The organism is Undibacterium sp. YM2, from assembly GCF_009937975.1.
Lineage (GTDB): Bacteria > Pseudomonadota > Gammaproteobacteria > Burkholderiales > Burkholderiaceae_D > Undibacterium.
In genome coordinates this window covers 2,770,672-2,791,024 of record NZ_AP018441.1, presented here as the reverse complement: position 1 = coordinate 2,791,024, position 20,353 = coordinate 2,770,672, and the positions used below count along the sequence as shown (strand labels likewise).

16 protein-coding genes are annotated in these 20,353 nt (G+C 49.6%); 5 read left to right on the top strand and 11 right to left on the bottom strand.

From position 1 onward, the window contains the following. Positions 1–3 precede the first annotated feature (3 nt). From UNDYM_RS12690 to rpsB, 6 genes are all read right to left on the bottom strand, one after another. Complete coding sequence (locus UNDYM_RS12690; RefSeq protein WP_162041354.1) at positions 4–822, bottom strand: CDP-archaeol synthase; 819 nt, start codon at positions 820–822, stop codon at positions 4–6. Next, the gene (locus UNDYM_RS12685) at positions 822–1,601 is read right to left on the bottom strand and encodes an isoprenyl transferase (protein ID WP_162041353.1); all 780 of its coding nucleotides are present in this window, start codon (positions 1,599–1,601) and stop codon (positions 822–824) included. Before UNDYM_RS12685 ends, UNDYM_RS12690 begins: the two co-directional genes overlap by 1 nt. Positions 1,602–1,636: 35 nt before the next feature. Next, positions 1,637–2,197, bottom strand: coding sequence for a ribosome recycling factor (gene frr / locus UNDYM_RS12680; RefSeq protein ID WP_110253515.1), 561 nt, complete (start codon positions 2,195–2,197; stop codon positions 1,637–1,639). A gap of 85 nt (positions 2,198–2,282) precedes the next feature. Next, entirely contained in the window at positions 2,283–2,999 is a 717-nt protein-coding gene (pyrH, locus tag UNDYM_RS12675) for a UMP kinase (protein WP_162041352.1), read from the bottom strand. A gap of 257 nt (positions 3,000–3,256) precedes the next feature. After that, complete coding sequence (tsf, locus tag UNDYM_RS12670) at positions 3,257–4,138, bottom strand: translation elongation factor Ts (protein WP_162041351.1); 882 nt, start codon at positions 4,136–4,138, stop codon at positions 3,257–3,259. A gap of 137 nt (positions 4,139–4,275) precedes the next feature. Continuing rightward, positions 4,276–5,022: a 30S ribosomal protein S2 gene (gene rpsB, locus UNDYM_RS12665; protein ID WP_110253518.1), complete on the bottom strand. Its 747-nt coding sequence runs from the start codon at positions 5,020–5,022 to the stop codon at positions 4,276–4,278. Between the two features lie 395 nt (positions 5,023–5,417). Here rpsB and map point away from each other — a divergent pair, with 395 nt between their 5' ends. From map to UNDYM_RS12650, 3 genes are all read left to right on the top strand, one after another. After that, the gene (map, locus tag UNDYM_RS12660; RefSeq protein ID WP_162041350.1) at positions 5,418–6,227 is read left to right on the top strand and encodes a type I methionyl aminopeptidase; all 810 of its coding nucleotides are present in this window, start codon (positions 5,418–5,420) and stop codon (positions 6,225–6,227) included. Between the two features lie 27 nt (positions 6,228–6,254). Further along, the gene (locus UNDYM_RS12655; RefSeq protein ID WP_162041349.1) at positions 6,255–8,807 is read left to right on the top strand and encodes a [protein-PII] uridylyltransferase; all 2,553 of its coding nucleotides are present in this window, start codon (positions 6,255–6,257) and stop codon (positions 8,805–8,807) included. Positions 8,808–8,894: 87 nt separating this feature from the next. Further along, entirely contained in the window at positions 8,895–9,641 is a 747-nt protein-coding gene (locus tag UNDYM_RS12650) for a pseudouridine synthase (RefSeq protein ID WP_162041348.1), read from the top strand. Positions 9,642–9,710: 69 nt separating this feature from the next. On the opposite strand, the gene def is transcribed toward UNDYM_RS12650, so the two are convergent. From def to smc, 5 genes are all read right to left on the bottom strand, one after another. After that, positions 9,711–10,244, bottom strand: coding sequence for a peptide deformylase (gene def, locus UNDYM_RS12645; protein ID WP_162041347.1), 534 nt, complete (start codon positions 10,242–10,244; stop codon positions 9,711–9,713). Positions 10,245–10,317: 73 nt separating this feature from the next. After that, complete coding sequence (gene galU / locus UNDYM_RS12640; protein ID WP_162041346.1) at positions 10,318–11,196, bottom strand: UTP--glucose-1-phosphate uridylyltransferase GalU; 879 nt, start codon at positions 11,194–11,196, stop codon at positions 10,318–10,320. Between the two features lies 1 nt (position 11,197). After that, on the bottom strand, positions 11,198–13,255 hold the full coding sequence (gene ligA / locus UNDYM_RS12635) for an NAD-dependent DNA ligase LigA (RefSeq protein ID WP_162041345.1): 2,058 nt from the start codon (positions 13,253–13,255) through the stop codon (positions 11,198–11,200). 12 nt (positions 13,256–13,267) lie between these two features. Then, complete coding sequence (locus UNDYM_RS12630; protein WP_162041344.1) at positions 13,268–14,350, bottom strand: cell division protein ZipA C-terminal FtsZ-binding domain-containing protein; 1,083 nt, start codon at positions 14,348–14,350, stop codon at positions 13,268–13,270. Beyond that, the gene (gene smc, locus UNDYM_RS12625) at positions 14,347–17,871 is read right to left on the bottom strand and encodes a chromosome segregation protein SMC (RefSeq protein WP_162041343.1); all 3,525 of its coding nucleotides are present in this window, start codon (positions 17,869–17,871) and stop codon (positions 14,347–14,349) included. Before smc ends, UNDYM_RS12630 begins: the two co-directional genes overlap by 4 nt. A gap of 334 nt (positions 17,872–18,205) precedes the next feature. Between smc and dapC the strand changes: the two genes are divergently transcribed. Both dapC and dapD read left to right on the top strand, forming a co-directional pair. Then, positions 18,206–19,438: a succinyldiaminopimelate transaminase gene (dapC, locus tag UNDYM_RS12620; RefSeq protein WP_162041342.1), complete on the top strand. Its 1,233-nt coding sequence runs from the start codon at positions 18,206–18,208 to the stop codon at positions 19,436–19,438. Positions 19,439–19,520: 82 nt separating this feature from the next. Continuing rightward, a complete protein-coding gene (gene dapD, locus UNDYM_RS12615) occupies positions 19,521–20,348 on the top strand; it encodes a 2,3,4,5-tetrahydropyridine-2,6-dicarboxylate N-succinyltransferase (RefSeq protein WP_162041341.1) in 828 nt (275 codons plus the stop codon). The last annotated feature ends 5 nt before the right edge of the window (positions 20,349–20,353 follow it).

The window sequence follows — 20,353 nt, the reverse complement described above, 5'->3', positions numbered from 1 at the left end:
ATTTTATCGCCACAAATCAACCAAAGCCGCCAGGGGGAGCACGGGTATCAAGGCATCTATCCTGTCGAGTACGCCACCGTGCCCTGGCAAGAGATTACTGCTGTCTTTCATACTGACGCGGCGTTTCAATGAAGATTCAAACAGATCTCCCACTACGCTGGCCGCAGTGATCAGAGTCATGGCGCAGACAAAGATGAGCCATCCTTTTCTTGCGACTAATTGCGCGGTAAAGGTATTTTCCAATGCAGGAATAAAGCTGGTCGCTGTCGCCAGCACCAAGACGCAAATCCAGCCGCCGATCGCCCCCTCCCACGATTTACCAGGAGAAATTGTGGGCGCCAGTTTACGTTTGCCGAAAGTTTTACCAGAAAAATAGGCGCCAATATCAGCAATCCAGACAATCGCCATGACAGAAAACAGATACATCGGTGAGCGCTGAAAGAAAACAGCAATCGCGATGAAGCAGGCAAAAATACTGATGCCATACAAAGTACTCAGCATGCCACTGGAGAAATTATGCGTTTCCGGCAGGCCACGCGCCAATGTGGGAACCAATCTGAAAGCCCAGAATGCCGTGCTCAGTGCAAACAGCAAGGGGTGGGAAAAGTCTGCCAGATGAAATAAGCAATACACCAGCAGACCAACCCACAACGCAGCCATGATGATGGGGCCAGGTTTTTTGAACAGGCGTTGGCATTCCCACATGGCAGCAGCAAAAAAAGCCACCGCCAATACAGAGAAAGCATAAAAATTGGCCGAATACAGGACTGGCAGCAAAATGGCCAGCAGAACCAGAGCAGTCAGGACACGGGTTTTAAGCATTACTTGCTTTCTTGCTGGGCAGATTGCTCAGACACCTGAGCGCTGGTACGCCCAAAGCGACGTTCGCGGTTTTGATACGAGGATATGGACAAGTCCAGAGCTGCTGCGTCAAAGTCAGGCCAGAATGTATCAGTGAAATACAACTCACTATACGCCAGTTGCCAGAGCAGAAAATTGGAAATGCGCGTCTCGCCGCCGGTACGGATAAACAAATCCGGCTCAGGCGCATAGGCCATTGAAAGATAGGCGGAAAGCTGATCTTCTGTGATTTCCTGATCGGCCAGCCCTGCAGCGGCACGCTCTTTTTGCAGGCGGTTCATGGCCTGCATGATATCCCAGCGCCCACCGTAATTGGCACAAACAGTCACAGTCAAGCCTTGATTGCTGGCAGTTTTTTGCTCTGCTGCCGAAATCATGTTTTGCAGTTGGGGATCAAATCTGGTGAGATCACCAACGACCTTGAGACGTATATTGTTGGCGTGCATTTTCGCCACTTCTTTTTCAAGAGCGGTGACAAACAAACGCATCAGTAGCGAAACCTCTTCAGCGGGCCGACGCCAGTTTTCTGAACTGAAGGCAAAAAAGGTCAGGTAAGAAACACCGCGGCGGGCACAGGCTTCAACGATGCCCCTGACCGCCTCAACGCCCTTTACATGCCCGGCGACTCGTGGCAAAAAACGCTTGGTTGCCCAGCGTCCATTGCCATCCATAATAATTGCTATATGTTTAGGAATTGCGCCAACTGCCGGAATTTCCTTGGTGGAACTTGTATGGGTCATGTAAATCCAGAATGTGTTGATACGCGGGAGACGGCTTAAACTGTCAACACTTCTTTTTCTTTGTCAGCCAGGAGTTTATCGACTTCTGCAACAAACTTGTCTGTCAGCTTCTGGATGTCGTCTTGCGCACGGCGCTCATCATCTTCAGAGCACTCTTTTTCTTTAAGCAACTTTTTTAGAGACTCGTTAGAATCACGGCGGATGTTACGTATCGCAATCTTGGCGCTCTCGCCTTCCGTCTTGACCAGCTTAACCATTTCCTTGCGACGCTCTTCAGTCAGCGGTGGTGTTGGTACACGAATCAGTTCACCCTGTGAAGATGGATTCAAGCCGAGATCGGCATCACGAATCGCTTTTTCAATGGCATTCAACATTTTCTTTTCCCAAGGCTGCACACCTATTGTGCGCGCATCGATCAAAGTAACATTGGCAACCTGGGTGATGTGGGTAGGTGTGCCGTAATAATCAACCTGGACATGATCCAGAATGCCGGTATGGGCACGGCCAGTGCGTACTTTAGACAAATCAGCTTTTAAAGTCTCGATGGACTTTTGCATACGCTGGTCAGAACTTTTTTTGATATCTGCTACGCTCATCGCGCTCTCCTGTACATCTGGGCACGAGCGACGGCTGTGGCCGCGCTCCTTGCCGAATTAATATGAAACAATCCGAAGTGCAGGATTATACGTGCACTAAGGTGCCTTCGTCTGCCCCCAGAATGACATTCTTCAATGCACCCGGTTTAATAATGGAAAATACCTTGATGGGCAATTTTTGATCACGGCACAGAGCAAACGCGGTTGCATCCATGACTTGCAGATGACGGGCAATAGCTTCGTCGAACGAAATCGTCGTGTAACGTGTGGCCGTGGCATCTTTTTTAGGGTCGGCCGTATACACGCCATCAACCTTGGTCGCCTTCAGAACGATTTCAGCGCCTATTTCCGAGCCGCGCAAAGCTGCTGCTGTATCGGTTGTAAAGAAAGGATTGCCAGTGCCTGCAGCAAAGACGATGACCTTGCCCTCCTCCAGGTATTGCAAGGCTTTAGGGCGAACGTAAGGTTCAACAACCTGGTCGATGGCAATGGCTGACATGACGCGCGAAGTCAGACCTACCTGGCGCATGGCATCTGACAATGCCAGGGCATTCATGACTGTCGCCAACATGCCCATATAGTCAGCAGTAGCCCTGTCCATGCCTTGTGCACCAGGTGCCACGCCACGGAAGATATTGCCGCCACCGATAACGATGGCCAACTCAACGCCCATTCTTGATACTTCGGCCACATCGGCCACCATGCGCTCTATCGTCGCACGGTTAATGCCAAACGGATCATCACCCATCAGGGCTTCGCCAGAGAGCTTCAAGAGCACACGCTTGTAAGCAGGTTTTGTCATGATAGGACTCCTTCTGGTAGTTTAAATAATTGAAATGAAATGCATACTGGATGAAGTCACCTGGATAAGGCTCTTCAATGACCATTTGATTTGCAAACTAGCCCGGTCAGGCAATACACAAAGCAAATGGAGCACCACTCACTTATCACACACTCATATTTACACCTGAATACACAAATTTGATGCTCAGACACAAATACTTACAATCGCTGGGTTTAAAAAAACGGGCCTTTCGGCCCGTTTTTTTATTTCGCCAATTACGCTTGTTTTGCAGCAGCCACTTGAGCGGCCACTTCTGCGGCGAAGTCATCTTGCTTCTTCTCAATGCCTTCACCAACTACAAACATGGTGAATGCTTTAACAGTTGTATTAACAGATTTCAACATCTGTTCAACTGTTTGCTTGTCATTCTTAACGAATGTCTGATTCAGCAAAGAAACTTCTTTCAGGAATTTCTGTACGGAACCTTCAACCATTTTTTCAGCGATATCTGCTGGCTTGCCAGATTCTGCAGCTTTCAAAGCCGCTACAGAACGCTCTTTTTCGATCAGATCAGCAGGCACCTGGTCAGAAGACAGGGATACTGGTTTCATCGCAGCGATATGCATTGCCACGTCTTTACCAACTTGTTCATCTGCGCCGTCGAATTCGACAACCACACCGATACGCGTGCCGTGCAGGTAAGAAACCAGTTTGGCAGTTGTGTCAAAGCGGACAAAACGACGGAAAGACATGTTTTCGCCGATTTTACCAACCAGTGCTGCGCGCACTTCTTCAACTGTTTTGCCATCCAGTGGCAATGCACCCAAAGCTGCTATATCAGCAGGATTGTGTTCAGCAATCAGTTTTGCACAAGTATTAGCCAGCGCCAGGAAATCATCATTCTTGGTCACGAAGTCTGTTTCGCAGTTAACTTCGATCAGGGAACCAACATTACCAGAGATATAGGATGCGACAACGCCTTCTGCAGTAATACGGGAGGATGCTTTGGAAGCTTTGCTACCCAGTTTTACACGCAGAATCTCTTCCGCACGGTCCATATCGCCTTCTGCTTCTGTCAGCGCTTTTTTGCATTCCATCATTGGCGCATCTGTTTTTGCGCGCAGTGCACCTACCAAAGCTGCTGTAATCGCCGCCATGTCATTCTCCTAGTTCAATGGTGTTTAAAGAAACACCGATATCAAATTTTGTTTAAAAAAAAGGGCGAACGACTGTTGCCCCATTTTTTGTTTCAAACCACCATCGGCGGCTTGAAACCATGTGCCAGAACAGGCAATTAAGCTTGTTCTACTTCTACAAACTCATCAGAACCTGGCTTAACAGCTTCCAAAACTTCGTTCACTGCGTTTGCACGGCCTTCCAGGATGGAATCGGCAACACCGCGAGCATACAAAGCGATTGCTTTGGAGGAGTCATCATTACCAGGGATGATGTATGCAACACCTTCTGGGGAGTGGTTAGTATCAACCACGCCGATAACCGGGATACCCAGTTTCGCTGCTTCAGTGATCGCACCTTTGTGGTAGCCAACGTCAACCACGAAAATTGCATCAGGAACGCCGCCCATGTCCTTGATACCACCGATGGATTTTTGCAGCTTGATCATTTCGCGCTGGAACATCAGGGCTTCTTTTTTGGACAGCTTCTCAACAGAACCGTCTTCGATGGAAGCTTCCATGTCTTTCAGGCGCTTGATAGATGTTTTGACTGTTTTGAAGTTAGTCAACATACCACCCAACCAGCGTTGATCAACGAAAGGCATGCCAGCACGTTGTGCTTCTGCTGCGATGATGTCACGGGATTGGCGCTTGGTGCCAACCATCAACACTGTGCCGCGATTGGAAGACAATTGACGGATGTACTTCATCGCGTCCTGGTACATTGCCAATGTTTTTTCCAGGTTGACGATATGAATCTTGTTGCGATGACCGAAGATGTACGGTGCCATTTTTGGATTCCAAAAACGGGTTTGGTGACCAAAGTGCACACCAGCTTCCAGCATTTCACGCATTGTTACAGACATAATAACTCCAGGGTTAGGTCTTGAATCCAGCCAGTGATCTCAGCAGTCCAGGCTCAATAATTAAGCGCTGCGAGACACCCTTTTCGACCGGATTCGATTGATAAAATATTAATTAGCAAGTACCGCATTTCTATACATCTACAAGCTAACCATCTATTCTACTATGAAAATCGCATTTCCCTCAAGTGCTGTCTTCGGTCGCATAATATTGCAAGGATGCCGGCCCGATACGGCAGCGCCCTTCATGGACTATAATTCCGATTCTGCAACACTTTCGCAATTTTACTCAAACCAAGACTGTAGCGGATAAGCAAGCCTGGACTTGCCTGGCACAAAATTGCCAGGATTACCCCATTTGCACGCTATACAAGTCTTGGTAAACGACAAGAAAACGTATGGAAGCTATTAATATCAAAACGCCGGAAGATATCGCCGGCATGCGCATCGCTGGCAAACTGGCTTCGGAAGTTCTCGATTACATCACGCCTTTCGTTAAAATTGGCGTGACAACGGGTGAACTGGACCGCTTGTGCCACGAATTCATGACTAATGTGCAAGGCACCATCCCCGCCCCGCTGAATTACTGCCCGCCAGGCTACACGCCTTATCCCAAAGCGATATGCACATCGGTCAACGATGTAATCTGTCACGGCATACCCGGAGATAAGGTTTTAAAAGACGGAGACTCAGTCAATCTGGATATTACCGTCATCAAAAATGGCTATCATGGCGACACCAGCCGCATGTTCCTGCTGGGCGAACCATCCATCCTGTCCAAGCGCCTGAATGCCATTACTTATGAATGCATGTGGCTGGGCATAGATAAAATCAAACCCGGCGCACATCTCGGCGACATCGGCCATGTCATACAGCAGCATGCTGAGCGTGCGGGCTATAGCATAGTGCGTGAATTTTGCGGTCATGGCATAGGCAAGATATTCCATGAAGCACCGCAAGTCATGCATTACGGCAAACCTGGCACCATGGAAAAACTCTTGCCTGGCATGATTTTTACAGTAGAACCCATGGTCAATGCCGGAAGGCGCGACATCAAGGAAATGCCGGACGGCTGGACCATCAAGACCAAGGACCGCAGTTTGTCAGCGCAATGGGAGCATACTGTGCTGGTAACAGAAACCGGCTATGAAGTGCTGACATTGTCGGCAGGCTATCCGCCTATCCCGGATTTCATCAAACTTGCTTAAATCAAACTCGATTAAGACCCTGGTCACATGCAGACACCGGCACTTTCCTTCAAGGAAGAACTGAAATCAGCGCAACTGATCGTCATCAATGCGTTCAAGGAAAATCATAAGGCAGAGCAACTGCTGCATGATTTGTGCCGCAATGTCGATCAGCAACTCAGTAAAATCTGGCGTCACTTTGAGTTTCCGAAAGAGGCAGCGCTGGTCGCTGTAGGTGGTTACGGACGCGGTGAGCTTTTCCCCTACTCTGACGTTGATGTGTTGATACTGTTGCAGCAAAGGCCGGACGCCGCCTTGCGCGACAAACTGGAAAAACTGGTACAGCTATTCTGGGACATTGGCCTGGATATTGGTCACAGCATACGTACCATTGATGAATGTCTGCAGGAATCTGCAGCTGACATCACCGTGCAAACCAGCCTGCTGGAAGCACGCCTGGTTACCGGCAGCCGTAAATTATTCAAGGAAATGCAGCAACGGTATGCTGAGGCCTTGAATCCACAGAAGTTTTTTCAGGAAAAACTGCTGGAATTACAACAGCGCCACGTCAAATACGAAGATACGCCCTATAGCCTGGAGCCAAATTGTAAAGAGAGCCCGGGTGGACTCAGGGACTTGCAAGTCATACTGTGGGTAGCAAAGGCAGCCAATCTGGGCAACTCCTGGCGTGAGCTGGCAGAGCGCGGCCTGATCACCGATATCGAGGCCCGCCAGTTAAAGCGCAATGAGCGCGCCTTCAAGGATATACGCATACGGCTGCATATTTATGCAGGACGCCGTGAAGATCGTCTGATTTTCGACGTCCAGACACCGATAGCAGAAACCTTTGGCTTCAAGACCACAGAATCAAGGCGTGCCAGCGAATACCTGATGCAGCGCTATTACTGGGCCGCCAAGGCAGTCACGCAGCTCAATACCGTGTTACTGCAAAACATAGAGGCCGTATTGTTTCCCCAGCCCTCTGTGCCCCGCCCCATTAATGAACACTTCAATGAAGTGAATGGCTTCATTGACATCGCCAGGGATGACACCTTTGAAGCAAATCCATCGACCATACTGGAAGTATTTCTGGCGATGGCCAAACATGGTGAGCTCAAGGGTATGACGGCCAGGACCTTGCGTGCACTGTGGCATGCACGTTTGCTGATCGATGCAGAATTTCGCCACGATATTTTCAATCGCTCACTGTTCCTGCAAATCCTGCAGTCGCCACAAGGGATTACCCATGCCCTGCGGCGCATGAACCAGATGAGTATTCTGGGGCGCTATCTACCGAACTTCCGCCGCATCATAGGCCAGATGCAGCACGATTTGTTTCATGCCTACACGGTGGATCAGCATATTCTCATGGTGGTGCGCAATTTGCGTCGATTCACCATGCCTGAGCATGCACACGAGTACCCTTTCTGCAGCCAATTGATGGCGAATTTTAATCAACCCTGGGTTTTGTATATCGCGGCTTTGTTCCATGATATTGCCAAGGGCCGTGGCGGCGATCACTCCATCCTTGGCATGGCTGATGCAAAAAAATTCTGTTATGACCATGGACTCAGCAAAGCCAATACCGAGCTGATTATCTTCCTTGTGCAAAATCACCTGACCATGTCGCATGTGGCACAAAAGCAGGACTTGTCTGATCCTGACGTGATACAAAATTTTGCCAACATCGTCAAGGATGAACGCCACCTGACAGCCCTGTATTTGCTGACGGTGTCCGATATACGTGGCACTAGCCCCAAGGTCTGGAATGCGTGGAAAGGCAAGCTGCTGGAAGACCTGTATCGCATGGCTTTGCGAGTGTTGGGTGGAGAAGCACCGAGCAAGGACAGGGAATTAAAAAATCGTCAGGAAGATGCGTTGAAAGCCTTGCGTCTGTATGGCCTGGCACCTGACGCCCATGAAAAATTCTGGCAACAACTGGATGTCGCCTATTTCCTGCGCCATGATGCATCAGATATCGCCTGGCAAACACGCGCCCTGCATGACCGTATAGACAGCCAGACACCCGTGGTGAAATGCCGCCTCTCACCTATCGGCGAAGGCTTACAGATCACGGTGTATGTCAAAGACCAGCCGGATTTGTTTGCGCGCATCTGCAATTATTTTGACGGCAAGAACTTTGGCATTCTCGATGCAAAAATTCATACCAGCAAAAATGGCTATGCCCTTGATACCTTCCTGGTCATAGAACCGGCTTTTGCCAATAATTATCGTGACATCATTAATTTGATCGAACATGAGCTGACAGAGATACTGACACGCCAGACCCCCCTTTCCCCACCTAACCGGGGGCGCTTGTCACGCATGTCACGCACCTTCCCTATCGTGCCTACAGTCGATTTACGACCAGATGACCGTGGCCAGTATTATTTGCTGTCGATCTCTGCGAATGACAGAAATGGTTTGTTATACGCAGTGGCAAATATCCTGACCAAGTATAAAATCAATTTGCATACGGCCAAAATCATGACCCTGGGCGAAAGGGTAGAAGACGTTTTCATCGTTGATGGCCAGGCCTTGCAAGGTGCGCGTAGCCAGATACAGTTTGAAACCGACTTGCTGGATGCACTCAGAATTTAAGTGCTGACACCGCAATATTACAACCGAATAATCAACACCCTCACCTGACCCACAACCAGACTCAGGCGAGACTACTCTAAAAGCATCATGACTGAACTTGTAAGACTCTCCAAACGCATGTCCGAACTTGGCCTTTGCTCCCGCCGCGAGGCCGACGAATGGATAGCGCGCGGCTGGGTCAGGGTTGATGGCAAAGTCATCTCTGAACTGGGCAGCAAGGTACTCCCGCATCAAAAAGTAACAGTGGAAAGACAGGCCGCTGCAGAGCAATCCAAACGTGTCACGGTACTCATCAACAAACCGGTAGGTTATGTCAGCGGCCAGGCTGAAGATGGCTACACACCTGCAATCGCCCTGATCAAGCCAGAAAACCGCTGGATTGAAGATGAAGTTGATACCCAGTTCCACCCTACTCAATTGCGTAGCCTGGTACCCGCTGGCCGCCTGGATATTGATTCCGTTGGCCTGCTGGTACTGACCCAGGACGGCCGCATCGCCAAGCACCTGATAGGCGAAACCACGGTGGTGGAAAAGGAATACCTGGTACGCGTGCAATACAGCAAGCCCGGACGTCTGCCCGATGCAGATCTGCGCCGCCTGAATCATGGTCTGTCTCTCGATGGCAAGAAACTGCTGCCTGCCAAAGTCACCTGGCAAAATGAAGACCAGTTAAACTTCATCCTGCGCGAAGGCAAAAAACGCCAGATCAGGCGCATGTGTGACATGGTAGGCCTGAAAGTCATAGGCCTCAAACGTGTGCGCATAGGCAAGATCAAACTGGGTAAATTGCCAGAAGGCCAGTGGCGCTATCTGCGTGAAGATGAGCAGTTTTAATTTGTGTTCATCAAAATAAACAAAGGGCAAGAATTGAAATTCTTGCCCTTGTGTTTTGAAGTTACTGACTCAATCGTCGTCGGTAGGATCAAGCTCAGGAAACAGGACTTCAGTAAAACCAAACTGCGTCAGGTCTCGTATGCGCATGGGATACAGTATGCCATTCAGATGATCGCATTCATGCTGTACGACACGGGCATGAAAACCATCAACATCGCGAGAGATACGCCTGCCAAACTGATCAAAACCTTCATAGCGAAGGGCGCTCCAGCGTGGCACCAGACCACGCATGCCTGGTACCGAGAGGCAACCTTCCCATGCGTCATCAGTCTCTTCAGATAAAGGCGTGAGTACAGGGTTGATCAATACAGTTTCTGGCACGACAGGTGCATCAGGATAACGGGGGTTATTCTTGAAACCGAAAATCACCAGTTGCAGGTTCACACCTATCTGAGGTGCTGCCAACCCTGCGCCATTAGCAGCAATCATAGTTTCAAACATGTCCTTGATAAGTTCATGCAATTCTGCCGTATCAAAGGCGGTGACTTGCTCCGCAACCCTTAACAGCCGCGGATCGCCCATTTTCAGGATAGGATGAATCATGGTGCACCAAATGTAGTAAGAGTAAATGACTTAACACAAATACGGCCAGTTTGTAGCTGGCCGCAGAATTGCATTATTTATTCAAAGATTGCAGGAATTCGGTAAATTCTGCACTGGTTTCTTTGTGTTTCAAACCCAGGGCGACACTGGCTTTCAGGTAGCCAAGCTTGGAGCCGCAGTCATACCGTGTTGCATTCGGACGGAAAGCATAGACAGGAAAATCTTTCAGCATGGCAGCTATACCATCGGTCAATTGAATTTCGCCACCCGAACCTTTTCCCAAAGTTTCCAGGTAAGAGAAAATACGACCAGACAAGATATAACGCCCAACTACTGCCAAGGTGGATGGCGCAACATCAGGCATAGGTTTCTCAACTATGCCCTGCACTCTTTCCAGACTTTCAGTATAAGGGGTGCCACTGACAATACCATATTGACGTGTAAATTCACGTGGCACGTTTTGCACGGCAATAATGCTTCCACCCTCTGCCTCATACTGGCGCGCCATTTGCGCCATGACAGAAGGTTGGCCGGCGTCAGCATCCATCAAGTCATCTGCCAGCAGCACGGCAAAAGGATCGTCGCCAATGACAGGACGTGCGCACAATACCGCATGACCCAAACCCAATGCAGCTGTCTGGCGTATGTAGATGCAGTTGATATTCTTGGGGATCACATTCCTGACCAGATCCAGCAAGGCTTCTTTACCTGCTGCTTCCAGTTCGCTTTCGAGCTCATAGGCTTTATCAAAATGATCTTCAATCGCCCGTTTATTTCTACCAGTGATGAACACCATTTCAGTAATGCCAGCTTCCACTGCCTCTTCAACCGCATATTGTATGAGTGGCTTATCTACGATAGGCAACATCTCTTTTGGTTGTGCCTTGGTAGCTGGCAGGAAGCGGCTACCCAAACCTGCCACTGGAAATACGGCTTTTTTAATTTTTCTCATTTCAGCTCCCGGAACAAAGTTGAAGCAATTCTGCTTCTGTCAAAATACTAATACCCAATTCTTGCGCTTTTACCAGCTTGCTTCCCGCATCGTCACCGGCAACCAGATAACTGGTTTTTTTTGATACTGAGCCTGACACTTTACCACCAGCCTTCTCTATGACCTCTGTCGCCTGATCGCGACTCAGTGTGGGCAGTGTACCTGTCAATACCAGCGTCTTGCCTGCCAATACCTGCTCGCCTTTTTCCTGCACCTCAATAACGGGCCAGTGTATCCCGGACGCCAGTAATTGCTCCACCAGTTCCACATTAAGTGGGTCAGAGAAGAAGCGCAAGATAGATTTTGCAACGACTGGCCCAACATCGGGCACTTCCAGCAACTGCTCTTCTGTCGCTTTCATTAATGCATCTGTATTGCCAAAATGCGCAGCCAGATCTTTTGCTGTAGATTCACCGACATGGCGTATGCCCAGCGCATAGATAAAGCGAGGGAAACTGGTCAGCTTGGAAGTTTCCAGCGCACTCAATACATTTTGCGCAGACTTCTCTGCCATGCGGTCCAGTTCTACCAGTGAGCGCAACCCAAGCTTATATAAATCTGCGGCAGTTGTAACCACATTCTTGTCAACCAATTGATCAATGAGCTGCTCGCCAACGCCATCAATATTCATGGCCTTGCGGGAGGCAAAATGAGACAGCCCCCCTTTACGCTGCGCCGAACATTTTATCCAGCCGCCGCTGCAGCGGGCAATCGCCTCATCTTCCGGTTTTTGTATGGGCGAGCCACAAATCGGACATTCAACTGGCATGACAAACTGGCGAGAGTCTGCCGGACGTCTTTCCAATATGCTGGCGACAACCTCAGGTATGACATCACCAGCACGACGTACGGAAACCGTGTCACCTATGCGTATATCCTTGCGCTGTATTTCTTCTTCATTGTGCAGGGTCGCATTGGTTACCGTGACGCCACCGACAAAAACCGGGGCCAACCTGGCAACTGGTGTAATGGCACCAGTTCTGCCAACCTGCACTTCTATATCCAGTACTGTCGTTAAAGCTTCCTGGGCCGGGAATTTGTGAGCAATTGCAAAGCGTGGCGCGCGTGATACAAAACCTAGCGACTGCTGACTGGCAAAATCGTTAACCTTATAGACTACGCCATCAATCTCGTAATCCAGGTTGTCGCGCTTGGCTTGAATTGCCTTGTAAAACTCCAGCAAACCAGACGCACCACTGACCAGAGCATTTTCTTCGCAGACTGGGATGCCTGCCTCCTTATACCAGTTCAGCAAGGCGCGATGTGAGGGCGGCACATTCATGCCTTCCAACAAGCCTATGCCATAGGCAAAGAAACGCAGGCTGCGCTGGGCAGTAATTTTTGAATCAAGCTGACGCAGGCTGCCAGCAGCAGCATTACGTGGGTTGGCAAACTCTTTGGCACCGGCATCTCGCTGGCGCTGATTTAGTTTTTCAAAATCGCGTTTGAACATCAATACTTCACCACGCACATCCAATATCTTTGGCGGATTTTCTACCCGCAAGCGCAATGGGATGCTGCGTATGGTGCGAATATTTTCGGTGACATCCTCGCCGGTAAAACCGTCACCGCGCGTTGCTGCCTGCGTGAACACGCCATCGACATAACGCAAGTTGATGGCCAGGCCATCAAACTTCAAATCTATCGCATAGACAATTTCATTTTGCGCATCAAGCCCCTCACGGGCACGGCGGTCAAAATTAATGACATCCTCATCTTCAAAGCCATTATTCAGGGACAACATGGGCACGGCATGTTGTACCTGACCAAATTCTGGCAAGGGTGTTCCACCTACTCTATTCGTCGGTGAATCCAGGGTCTTTAATTCAGGATGCGCTTCTTCGAGATGCTGAAGTTCCGAAAACAGTCTGTCGTATTCAGCATCGGGGACACTGGGGTTATCCAGCACATAATAGGCATGGGCATGCCTGTTCAACTCTGCGCGCAGGCTTTCTGCCTGTGCTACCAATGTTGAAATATCTGCCGCCATGGCGGCAGCATCCAAAAGATCATTCTGCATGTCTGGAATAAATTAACAAAATAATCGCTGGGCACGCAAAGAGCCCGCAGGAATCTGCGCCTCTGCCATTGCCGCATAAAATTCGTGAACCTGACCAGATATTTCATCCAGCGCCAATTTGGAAATGGGTTGATTGCCGTCATCCACAACCGTACCACTCAGTCGAGTTGCCAGCGAGCGCGCACAAGCCGCCATGGCGCCGAAACCGTCGCGCGCAGGAGCAACACAGGGCACATCCAGCAGCAAGGTCAGACGTGAAGTCATGGTCTCACTGACGCTGACATTCGTGGATAATGTGAACAGGCTACCACCATCACCGTCTGGCATCATCAGGCGGCCATCAGGGCGCTGATCAAAGCCCATTTTTTCCAATGCTGCGAGCAAAGTATTCAGAGCCCATGGTGCCCCATTGGCAGCGATATTCACGCTCAATTGCGCATCGTGTTCAGCGACAAATTGATGTAGTTCTCGGGCATTGACCATCACCTTGTTCATGTCCGGGATATCAGGGTGCGCACTCAGATTATCAGCAATCGCCCGCAACTTCATAATGAACTCGGAATATTCCAGCTCATTCAAAGGTCCATTGCGGCTGACCATTTGTACACCGGCAAACAGGCAAGTGTAGGCACCACCGACGGCAATCACGTCACGCTCACCACTATGACTCTGTCCAATAAAGTGCACAGGTTTTTTACCCACGTATTTAAGGTCAGCAATTTCTGCCAGGATTTTTTCGCCGCGCACTGGTGTTTCAAACTCAAGTGGAATCACGCAATCGATTAACTCATCGACTGGCAGTTCTTTATTTTGTATCGCTACCGGTGTTTCCATTTCAGTGGCAGCATCTGTGTGCATGGGTGCATGGTGTTGTGGCACATCTTCAACAGGCTGCACATCCCCATCAAGACTGGGTTCATGCCTGACGATGGAATCGACAGGTGCATCAGGATGCATGAGAACATCATCATGTCCGTCGCCAAACGCATTTTCGACGGTTTTCTTGGCTTTATACTCTTGCCATTTATTAAAAATCAGGACGCCAACCACCAGCGTTCCGCCTATCGCTAACAAGCTGATTTGTAGATCTGTCATGCTGCTTGAACCTCAGTAGCAAAATTGACGGCAGATTCCATATCTACCGCCACGATTCGTGAAACCCCCTGTTCTTGCATGGTGACACCAATCAATTGTTGGGCCATTTCCATCGCAATCTTGTTATGGGAGATAAATAAAAATTGTGTGTTTGACGACATGCGTTTCACCATATTACAGAAGCGCTCGGTATTTGAGTCATCCAGCGGTGCATCAACCTCATCCAGCAAACAGAAAGGTGCAGGATTCAACTGGAACATCGAGAACACCAATGCTGTTGCCGTCAGGGCTTTTTCACCGCCAGACAGCAAATGAATGGTGGCATTCTTTTTGCCAGGTGGTTGCGCCATGACTTGCACGCCAGAATCCAGTATCTCATCGCCTGTCATGATCAGTTTCGCTTGGCCACCACCAAATAAAATCGGGAAAAGCTCAGCGAAATGATGGTTCACCTTGTCAAAGGTATCTTGCAACAAGTCGCGTGTTTCAATATCAATCTTGTGAATGGCATCTTGCAAGGTGGTGATTGCCTCAGTCAAGTCTGCATGCTGGGCGTCGAGGAAAGTCTTGCGCTCGGTTGCCTGCGCCAGTTCATCAAGGGCAGCCATGTTCACAGCACCCAAAGCGGCAATCGCATTGGTCAGACGGGTAACCTCGCCCTGCAGATAAGATGGCTTGAGATCATCATGCAGTTTTTGCGCTAAGACTTCTTCATCGACTTCAAAATTGCGCAATTGCTCTGCGTATTGTTCCTGACTCAGACGTGCGGCCTGTTCTTTCAATTGCAATTCAACGATACGGTCACGCTGTGGTTGCAGGCTACGCTCGACCTGCATTTTTGATTCTTCGTGATGGCGCAGTTGCTGCGTCAATTGATCGAGTTCATGGCGTGCGTTTGCCAATGCCACTTCCTGAGAGCTGCGGCGGTCCAGTAAATCTTGCAGGCCTGCTTGTGCTGCCTGATCATCCATGGATTCCAGTTCCAACTGGCCTTGCTGCATGCTGGCAAATAATTGCGCAGATTGCTCAAGAGCAGTCGCAATACTGCGGCGTAATTCTTCCATCTTGCTGCGATGGGATTTTTCTGCAAAAGCAGCTTCTTGCGCAGCCAGTTCCAGATCGCGCAAACGCTGCCTGGCTTCATTCAGTTGCTGTTCTTTTTCCAGGTAAGCTGTTTGCCCTTCTTCATGGGTTTCCTGCAGCTCTGCCAGATCCATGTCCAACTGTTCAAATTTTTGTTCGGACTCAGCACGAATTTGCTGCTGTTCGGCTTCTTGTGCAGCAATCTCTGCCAGGTCACTGCCTATCTGTGTGCTGCGCTGATTAAAGCGCTCCTGCACTTCAGACAGTTTCATAAATTCAATTTGCAGGCTATGGGTAGTCTGCGTCAGGCTGCCCACGCGCTGGCGTAAGTCCTGTAATTGCTGTGTTGCCTGGGTATAGACAGATTCAGCACGCACTGCGCGGGTCTTGGACTCATCTGCCAGCATGTGCTTGGCGCGGCATTGCTTGGCGATGTTTTCTATCTCTTGCTGACGCCCCAATACGCCATCCTGCTCGGAATCGGAGGCGTAAAAACGTACACTGGAGCGGGCAATAACATGGCCTTGCTTGGTGATAAAACAGGCACCGGCTGGCAATTTAACCCTGTCCATGAAGGCAGAAGTAATATCTTCGGCGATATACACCTGATGCAACCAATCTTGCATCAAACCACGCAAACCGGCATCATTAAGTTGCAGCAAATCAATGAAGGGTTTGAAGCCGGCCAGAGGCACTGTAGTTTCTGCTGCGATAGTCGGCGCGCAAACAGCCAGCTTGGCAGGGGGCGCATCACCAAAAAAGGCCTTGGCCCAGTCCAGATTCGACATTTCCAGCGCTGCGGTACGTTCGCGCAGGATGGATTCCAGCGCAGTTTCCCAGCCAGCTTCAATATGCAGTTTTTGCCAGATTTTTGGCAGACCACTCAATTCGTGTTTTTCCAGCCATGGCTGGACCTTGCCCTGACTTTGCACTTTTTCCTGCAATTGCTTCAGTGCCAGCAGGCGCGCTTCCAGCTGCGCATATTCAGCACTATCCTGGTTCACTTGTTGCTGTGCCTGTTTGCGCTCATCTTCCAGCAAAGGCAGGCGCTCTTGCGCCTCTTCCAACTGCATGGTGAGTTCTTCCAGCACCTGCTTTTTCTCTTCCAGTTGCATGGACAGATTGTCCAGGTGCGTCGTATCCGGCAAAACCAGTCCTTGCTTTTCCTGCATCAGGCGTTCACGCCTGGATGCCAGGGTATTCAGGATGTTCGAGGCATTACGCTGATGCGCAGATTCCAGCTCTATCTGCTGTTGCATCTGCATGATTTTGGCGCGTGATTCTGTCGTCTTCAGTTGCGACTCACGCCATATTTGTTCCATCGCTGGCAGTTTGTCTTGCTGTTGCTGGCTGACTTCCAGCGCCTGCTCGGCGCGCATGGCCAGTTCCTCTACATGGATTTCGCCTTCAGACAAATCATCCTGAAATTGCCTGCTCTGGTTTTGCCATTGATCGCGCTGAGCGGTCAGTGACTGCAATTGTGATTGCAAGCGGCTGCGTGATTCGATGACGAATTTGATTTGCGCTTCCAGGCTGCCTATCTCAGCGTTGGTCTGGTACAAATGACCTTGCGCCTGATGCATGCGGTCACCGACTGCATAGTGCGCCTGACGCATTTGTTCCAATTCCAGTTCGACATGGCGCAGCTTGGCGGTTTGTTCTTCCAGGTCGGTCTGGGTCTTTTCTATCTCGGCAAAATGCTTTTTCTGTTCGTTTTCTGCTTCTTTTTTACGCAGCAACCACAGCAGTTTTTGTTTTTCTTCCTGGTCAGTCTGCAATTCTCGGAATTTATTGGCAACAACAGCCTGCGCACCCAATCTTTCGAGGTTGTTATTCAGCTCACGCAGGATATCCTCAACGCGCACCAGGTTTTCATGGGTGTCGTGAATGCGGTTTTCTGTCTCGCGGCGGCGTTCTTTATAGCGGGAAACACCGGCAGCTTCCTCAAGGAAAATCCTTAATTCTTCCGGACGGGCTTCAATAATGCGCGAAATCATGCCCTGGCCGATAATCGCGTAAGCGCGCGGACCCAGGCCTGTACCGAGGAAGATGTCCTGGATATCACGACGGCGTACAGGCTGCCCATTGATGTAATAGGTCGATGTGCCATCTCGCGTCAATGTGCGCTTGACGGCGATTTCAGCATATTGACTCCATTGACCAGCAGCTTTCCCCATACTATTGTCAAAAACCAGCTCGACCGATGAACGACCAGCGGGTTTGCGATGGGTAGAACCGTTAAAGATAACGTCCTGCATGGACTCACCACGCAACTCAGAGGCTTTGGATTCCCCCAAAACCCAGCGCACGGCATCAATAATATTGGATTTGCCGCAGCCATTAGGGCCGACGACACCAACCAGCTGGCCAGGAACCTGAAAATGGGTGGGATCTACAAAAGATTTAAATCCCGATAATTTAATAGAAGTTAATCGCACTTTATATAATTTTATTATCTTTTGCAGTCAAATCTACCGCGTATCGTATTAATGCCAAGGCCATCACTGCCAGCCACGTTCCTGTATCGCTGCATCATACCATCGTAAGAGCAAAATTTTCAGTTTTCAAACTTATGACACAATTTACATATTAATCAGTATTTCGCACAAGTACAGATGAAAGCCTTTCTCTGTAGAATCCTCAGGACGCTATAATACGGATTGCAAATAAGAAGTAACAAGCTCAAGCAGACCAAATAAAATGCCGGAATACGGCCAACAGACCAGAGAAATTAGCTAAAAAGCCTGTTTGGCATCGACAACAATTCGAAAAATGACATTCAATCCCTACCTCAGTAAGTTGCAGCCGTATCCGTTCGAGAAACTGAAACGCCTGTTTGCCGATGTTGTGCCAAATTCCGGGTTTCCAGCCATCAGTCTGGGCATAGGCGAACCCAAGCACCCCACTCCCGCTTTGATCAAGGATGCCATAGTAGATAATATGGCTGGTCTGGCCAGTTACCCCTCCACTGCTGGCTCGGATGCCTTGCGTAATTCCATCTCTGCCTGGCTGGGACGTCGCTACGGCATACCACCGCTAGATGCAGCAAACCAGATTTTACCGGTGATAGGCTCACGTGAAGCCTTGTTTGCCCTGGCACAAACCATCATAGACCCCAGTGTCTGCAAAGATGGCTTGCCATTAGTGGTGTGTCCCAATCCTTTTTATCAGATTTATGAAGGAGCAGCATACCTGGCCGGGGCTGAACCCTACTTTGCCAATGCTGATCCTGAACGCAATTTTGCGCCTGACTACAAGAGCATCCCCGAATCAGTCTGGCAGCGTGTACAACTGCTGTACATCTGCTCGCCTGGCAACCCTACAGGTGCAGTGCTGAATCTGGACGACTGGAAAGAGTTATTTGCCCTGTCAGACCGTTATGGCTTTGTTATTGCCGCAGATGAATGCTATTCAGAGATTTACTTCAAGGAAGAAGCGCCACTGGGCAGCCTGCAAGCGGCACGTGCGTTGGGAAGAAATGAATACCCGCGTCTGATTACCCTGTCAAGCCTGTCAAAACGCTCAAATGTGCCTGGCATGCGTTCAGGTTTTGTGGCGGGAGATGCCGAAATCATCAAAAAATTCCTGCTGTACCGGACTTATCATGGTAGCGCCATGAGCCCAAACATACAGGCTGCCTCAGTCGTAGCATGGAATGATGAGGTGCATGTACAGGAAAATCGTGACAAATACATACGCAAATTTGCCCAGATCACACCCATACTGCAAGAAGTGCTGGATGTGAAGCTGCCTGATGCTGCCTTTTACCTGTGGGCAAGAATTCCTGATGCCATGGGTTTATCAGATACAGAGTTCGCCCGTCGCTTGTACGAGGAATATAATGTAACGGTTCTACCCGGCAGTTATCTGGCGCGCGAGGCCCATGGCATCAACCCTGGGCAAAACCGTATACGCATGGCCCTGGTGGCCGAACCTGAAGAATGCCTGGAAGCAGCACAAAGGATAGTCAGCTTTTGCAAGAATTTTACTCCGGCAGCAGCCTGATACTGCAGCCAAACAGCAACCAAACGCAGACACAAGATTATTTCGGTTTTTATTTTTACATTTTCATTTGAAGACACTCAACATGACTCAACAATTACAGCAAATCATTGATCAAGCCTGGGAAGACCGCACAAATTTCTCGCCTAAATCTGCGCCGGCAGAAATCCGCGAAGCAGTTGCCCATGTCTTGAGCGAACTTGATGCAGGCACTCTGCGCGTTGCGCAAAAAATTGAGGGTAGCTGGCAAGTCAACCAATGGATCAAAAAAGCTGTATTGCTGTCTTTCCGCCTGGAAGACAATATCACCATGCCTTCTGGTGAACATATGCAATTCTTTGACAAAGTGCCAACCAAGTTCGCCAATTACACGGCTGAAGATTTCGTCAAAGGCGGCTTCCGCGTGGTGCCACCAGCAGTGGCGCGCCGTGGCAGCTTTATCGCAAAAAACGTGGTGTTGATGCCTTCTTATGTCAACATCGGCGCTTATGTTGATGAAGGCGCGATGGTTGATACCTGGGCGACTGTTGGTTCCTGCGCACAAATCGGTAAAAACGTGCATTTGTCTGGCGGCGTTGGTATTGGTGGCGTACTCGAACCTATGCAAGCCAACCCGACCATCATTGAAGACAATTGCTTCATCGGTGCGCGTTCAGAAATCGTTGAAGGCGTGATCGTTGAAGAAAATTCCGTGATTTCCATGGGTGTATATATCGGCCAATCGACCAAGATTTATGACCGCGCCACAGGTGAAGTCAGCTACGGTCGCGTACCTGCTGGTTCAGTGGTTGTTTCCGGCAACCTGCCATCTGCTGACGGCAAATATAGCCTGTATTGTGCGGTGATTGTGAAACGTGTCGATGCACAGACACGCTCCAAAACCAGCATCAATGAATTGTTGCGTGGCGCTTGATTAAG

What these genes read in the sequence shown, in the direction of transcription:
- def (WP_162041347.1), bottom strand. Translation starts at nt 10,244, where the DNA reads ATGATTCATCCTATCCTGAAAATGGGCGATCCGCGGCTGTTAAGGGTT.
- UNDYM_RS12630 (WP_162041344.1), bottom strand. Translation starts at nt 14,350, where the DNA reads ATGACAGATCTACAAATCAGCTTGTTAGCGATAGGCGGAACGCTGGTG.
- galU (WP_162041346.1), bottom strand. Translation starts at nt 11,196, where the DNA reads ATGAGAAAAATTAAAAAAGCCGTATTTCCAGTGGCAGGTTTGGGTAGC.
- dapD (WP_162041341.1), top strand. Translation starts at nt 19,521, where the DNA reads ATGACTCAACAATTACAGCAAATCATTGATCAAGCCTGGGAAGACCGC.
- UNDYM_RS12655 (WP_162041349.1), top strand. Translation starts at nt 6,255, where the DNA reads ATGCAGACACCGGCACTTTCCTTCAAGGAAGAACTGAAATCAGCGCAA.
- tsf (WP_162041351.1), bottom strand. Translation starts at nt 4,138, where the DNA reads ATGGCGGCGATTACAGCAGCTTTGGTAGGTGCACTGCGCGCAAAAACA.
- pyrH (WP_162041352.1), bottom strand. Translation starts at nt 2,999, where the DNA reads ATGACAAAACCTGCTTACAAGCGTGTGCTCTTGAAGCTCTCTGGCGAA.
- rpsB (WP_110253518.1), bottom strand. Translation starts at nt 5,022, where the DNA reads ATGTCTGTAACAATGCGTGAAATGCTGGAAGCTGGTGTGCACTTTGGT.
- UNDYM_RS12690 (WP_162041354.1), bottom strand. Translation starts at nt 822, where the DNA reads ATGCTTAAAACCCGTGTCCTGACTGCTCTGGTTCTGCTGGCCATTTTG.
- map (WP_162041350.1), top strand. Translation starts at nt 5,418, where the DNA reads ATGGAAGCTATTAATATCAAAACGCCGGAAGATATCGCCGGCATGCGC.
- dapC (WP_162041342.1), top strand. Translation starts at nt 18,206, where the DNA reads ATGACATTCAATCCCTACCTCAGTAAGTTGCAGCCGTATCCGTTCGAG.
- frr (WP_110253515.1), bottom strand. Translation starts at nt 2,197, where the DNA reads ATGAGCGTAGCAGATATCAAAAAAAGTTCTGACCAGCGTATGCAAAAG.
- ligA (WP_162041345.1), bottom strand. Translation starts at nt 13,255, where the DNA reads ATGCAGAATGATCTTTTGGATGCTGCCGCCATGGCGGCAGATATTTCA.
- UNDYM_RS12685 (WP_162041353.1), bottom strand. Translation starts at nt 1,601, where the DNA reads ATGACCCATACAAGTTCCACCAAGGAAATTCCGGCAGTTGGCGCAATT.
- UNDYM_RS12650 (WP_162041348.1), top strand. Translation starts at nt 8,895, where the DNA reads ATGACTGAACTTGTAAGACTCTCCAAACGCATGTCCGAACTTGGCCTT.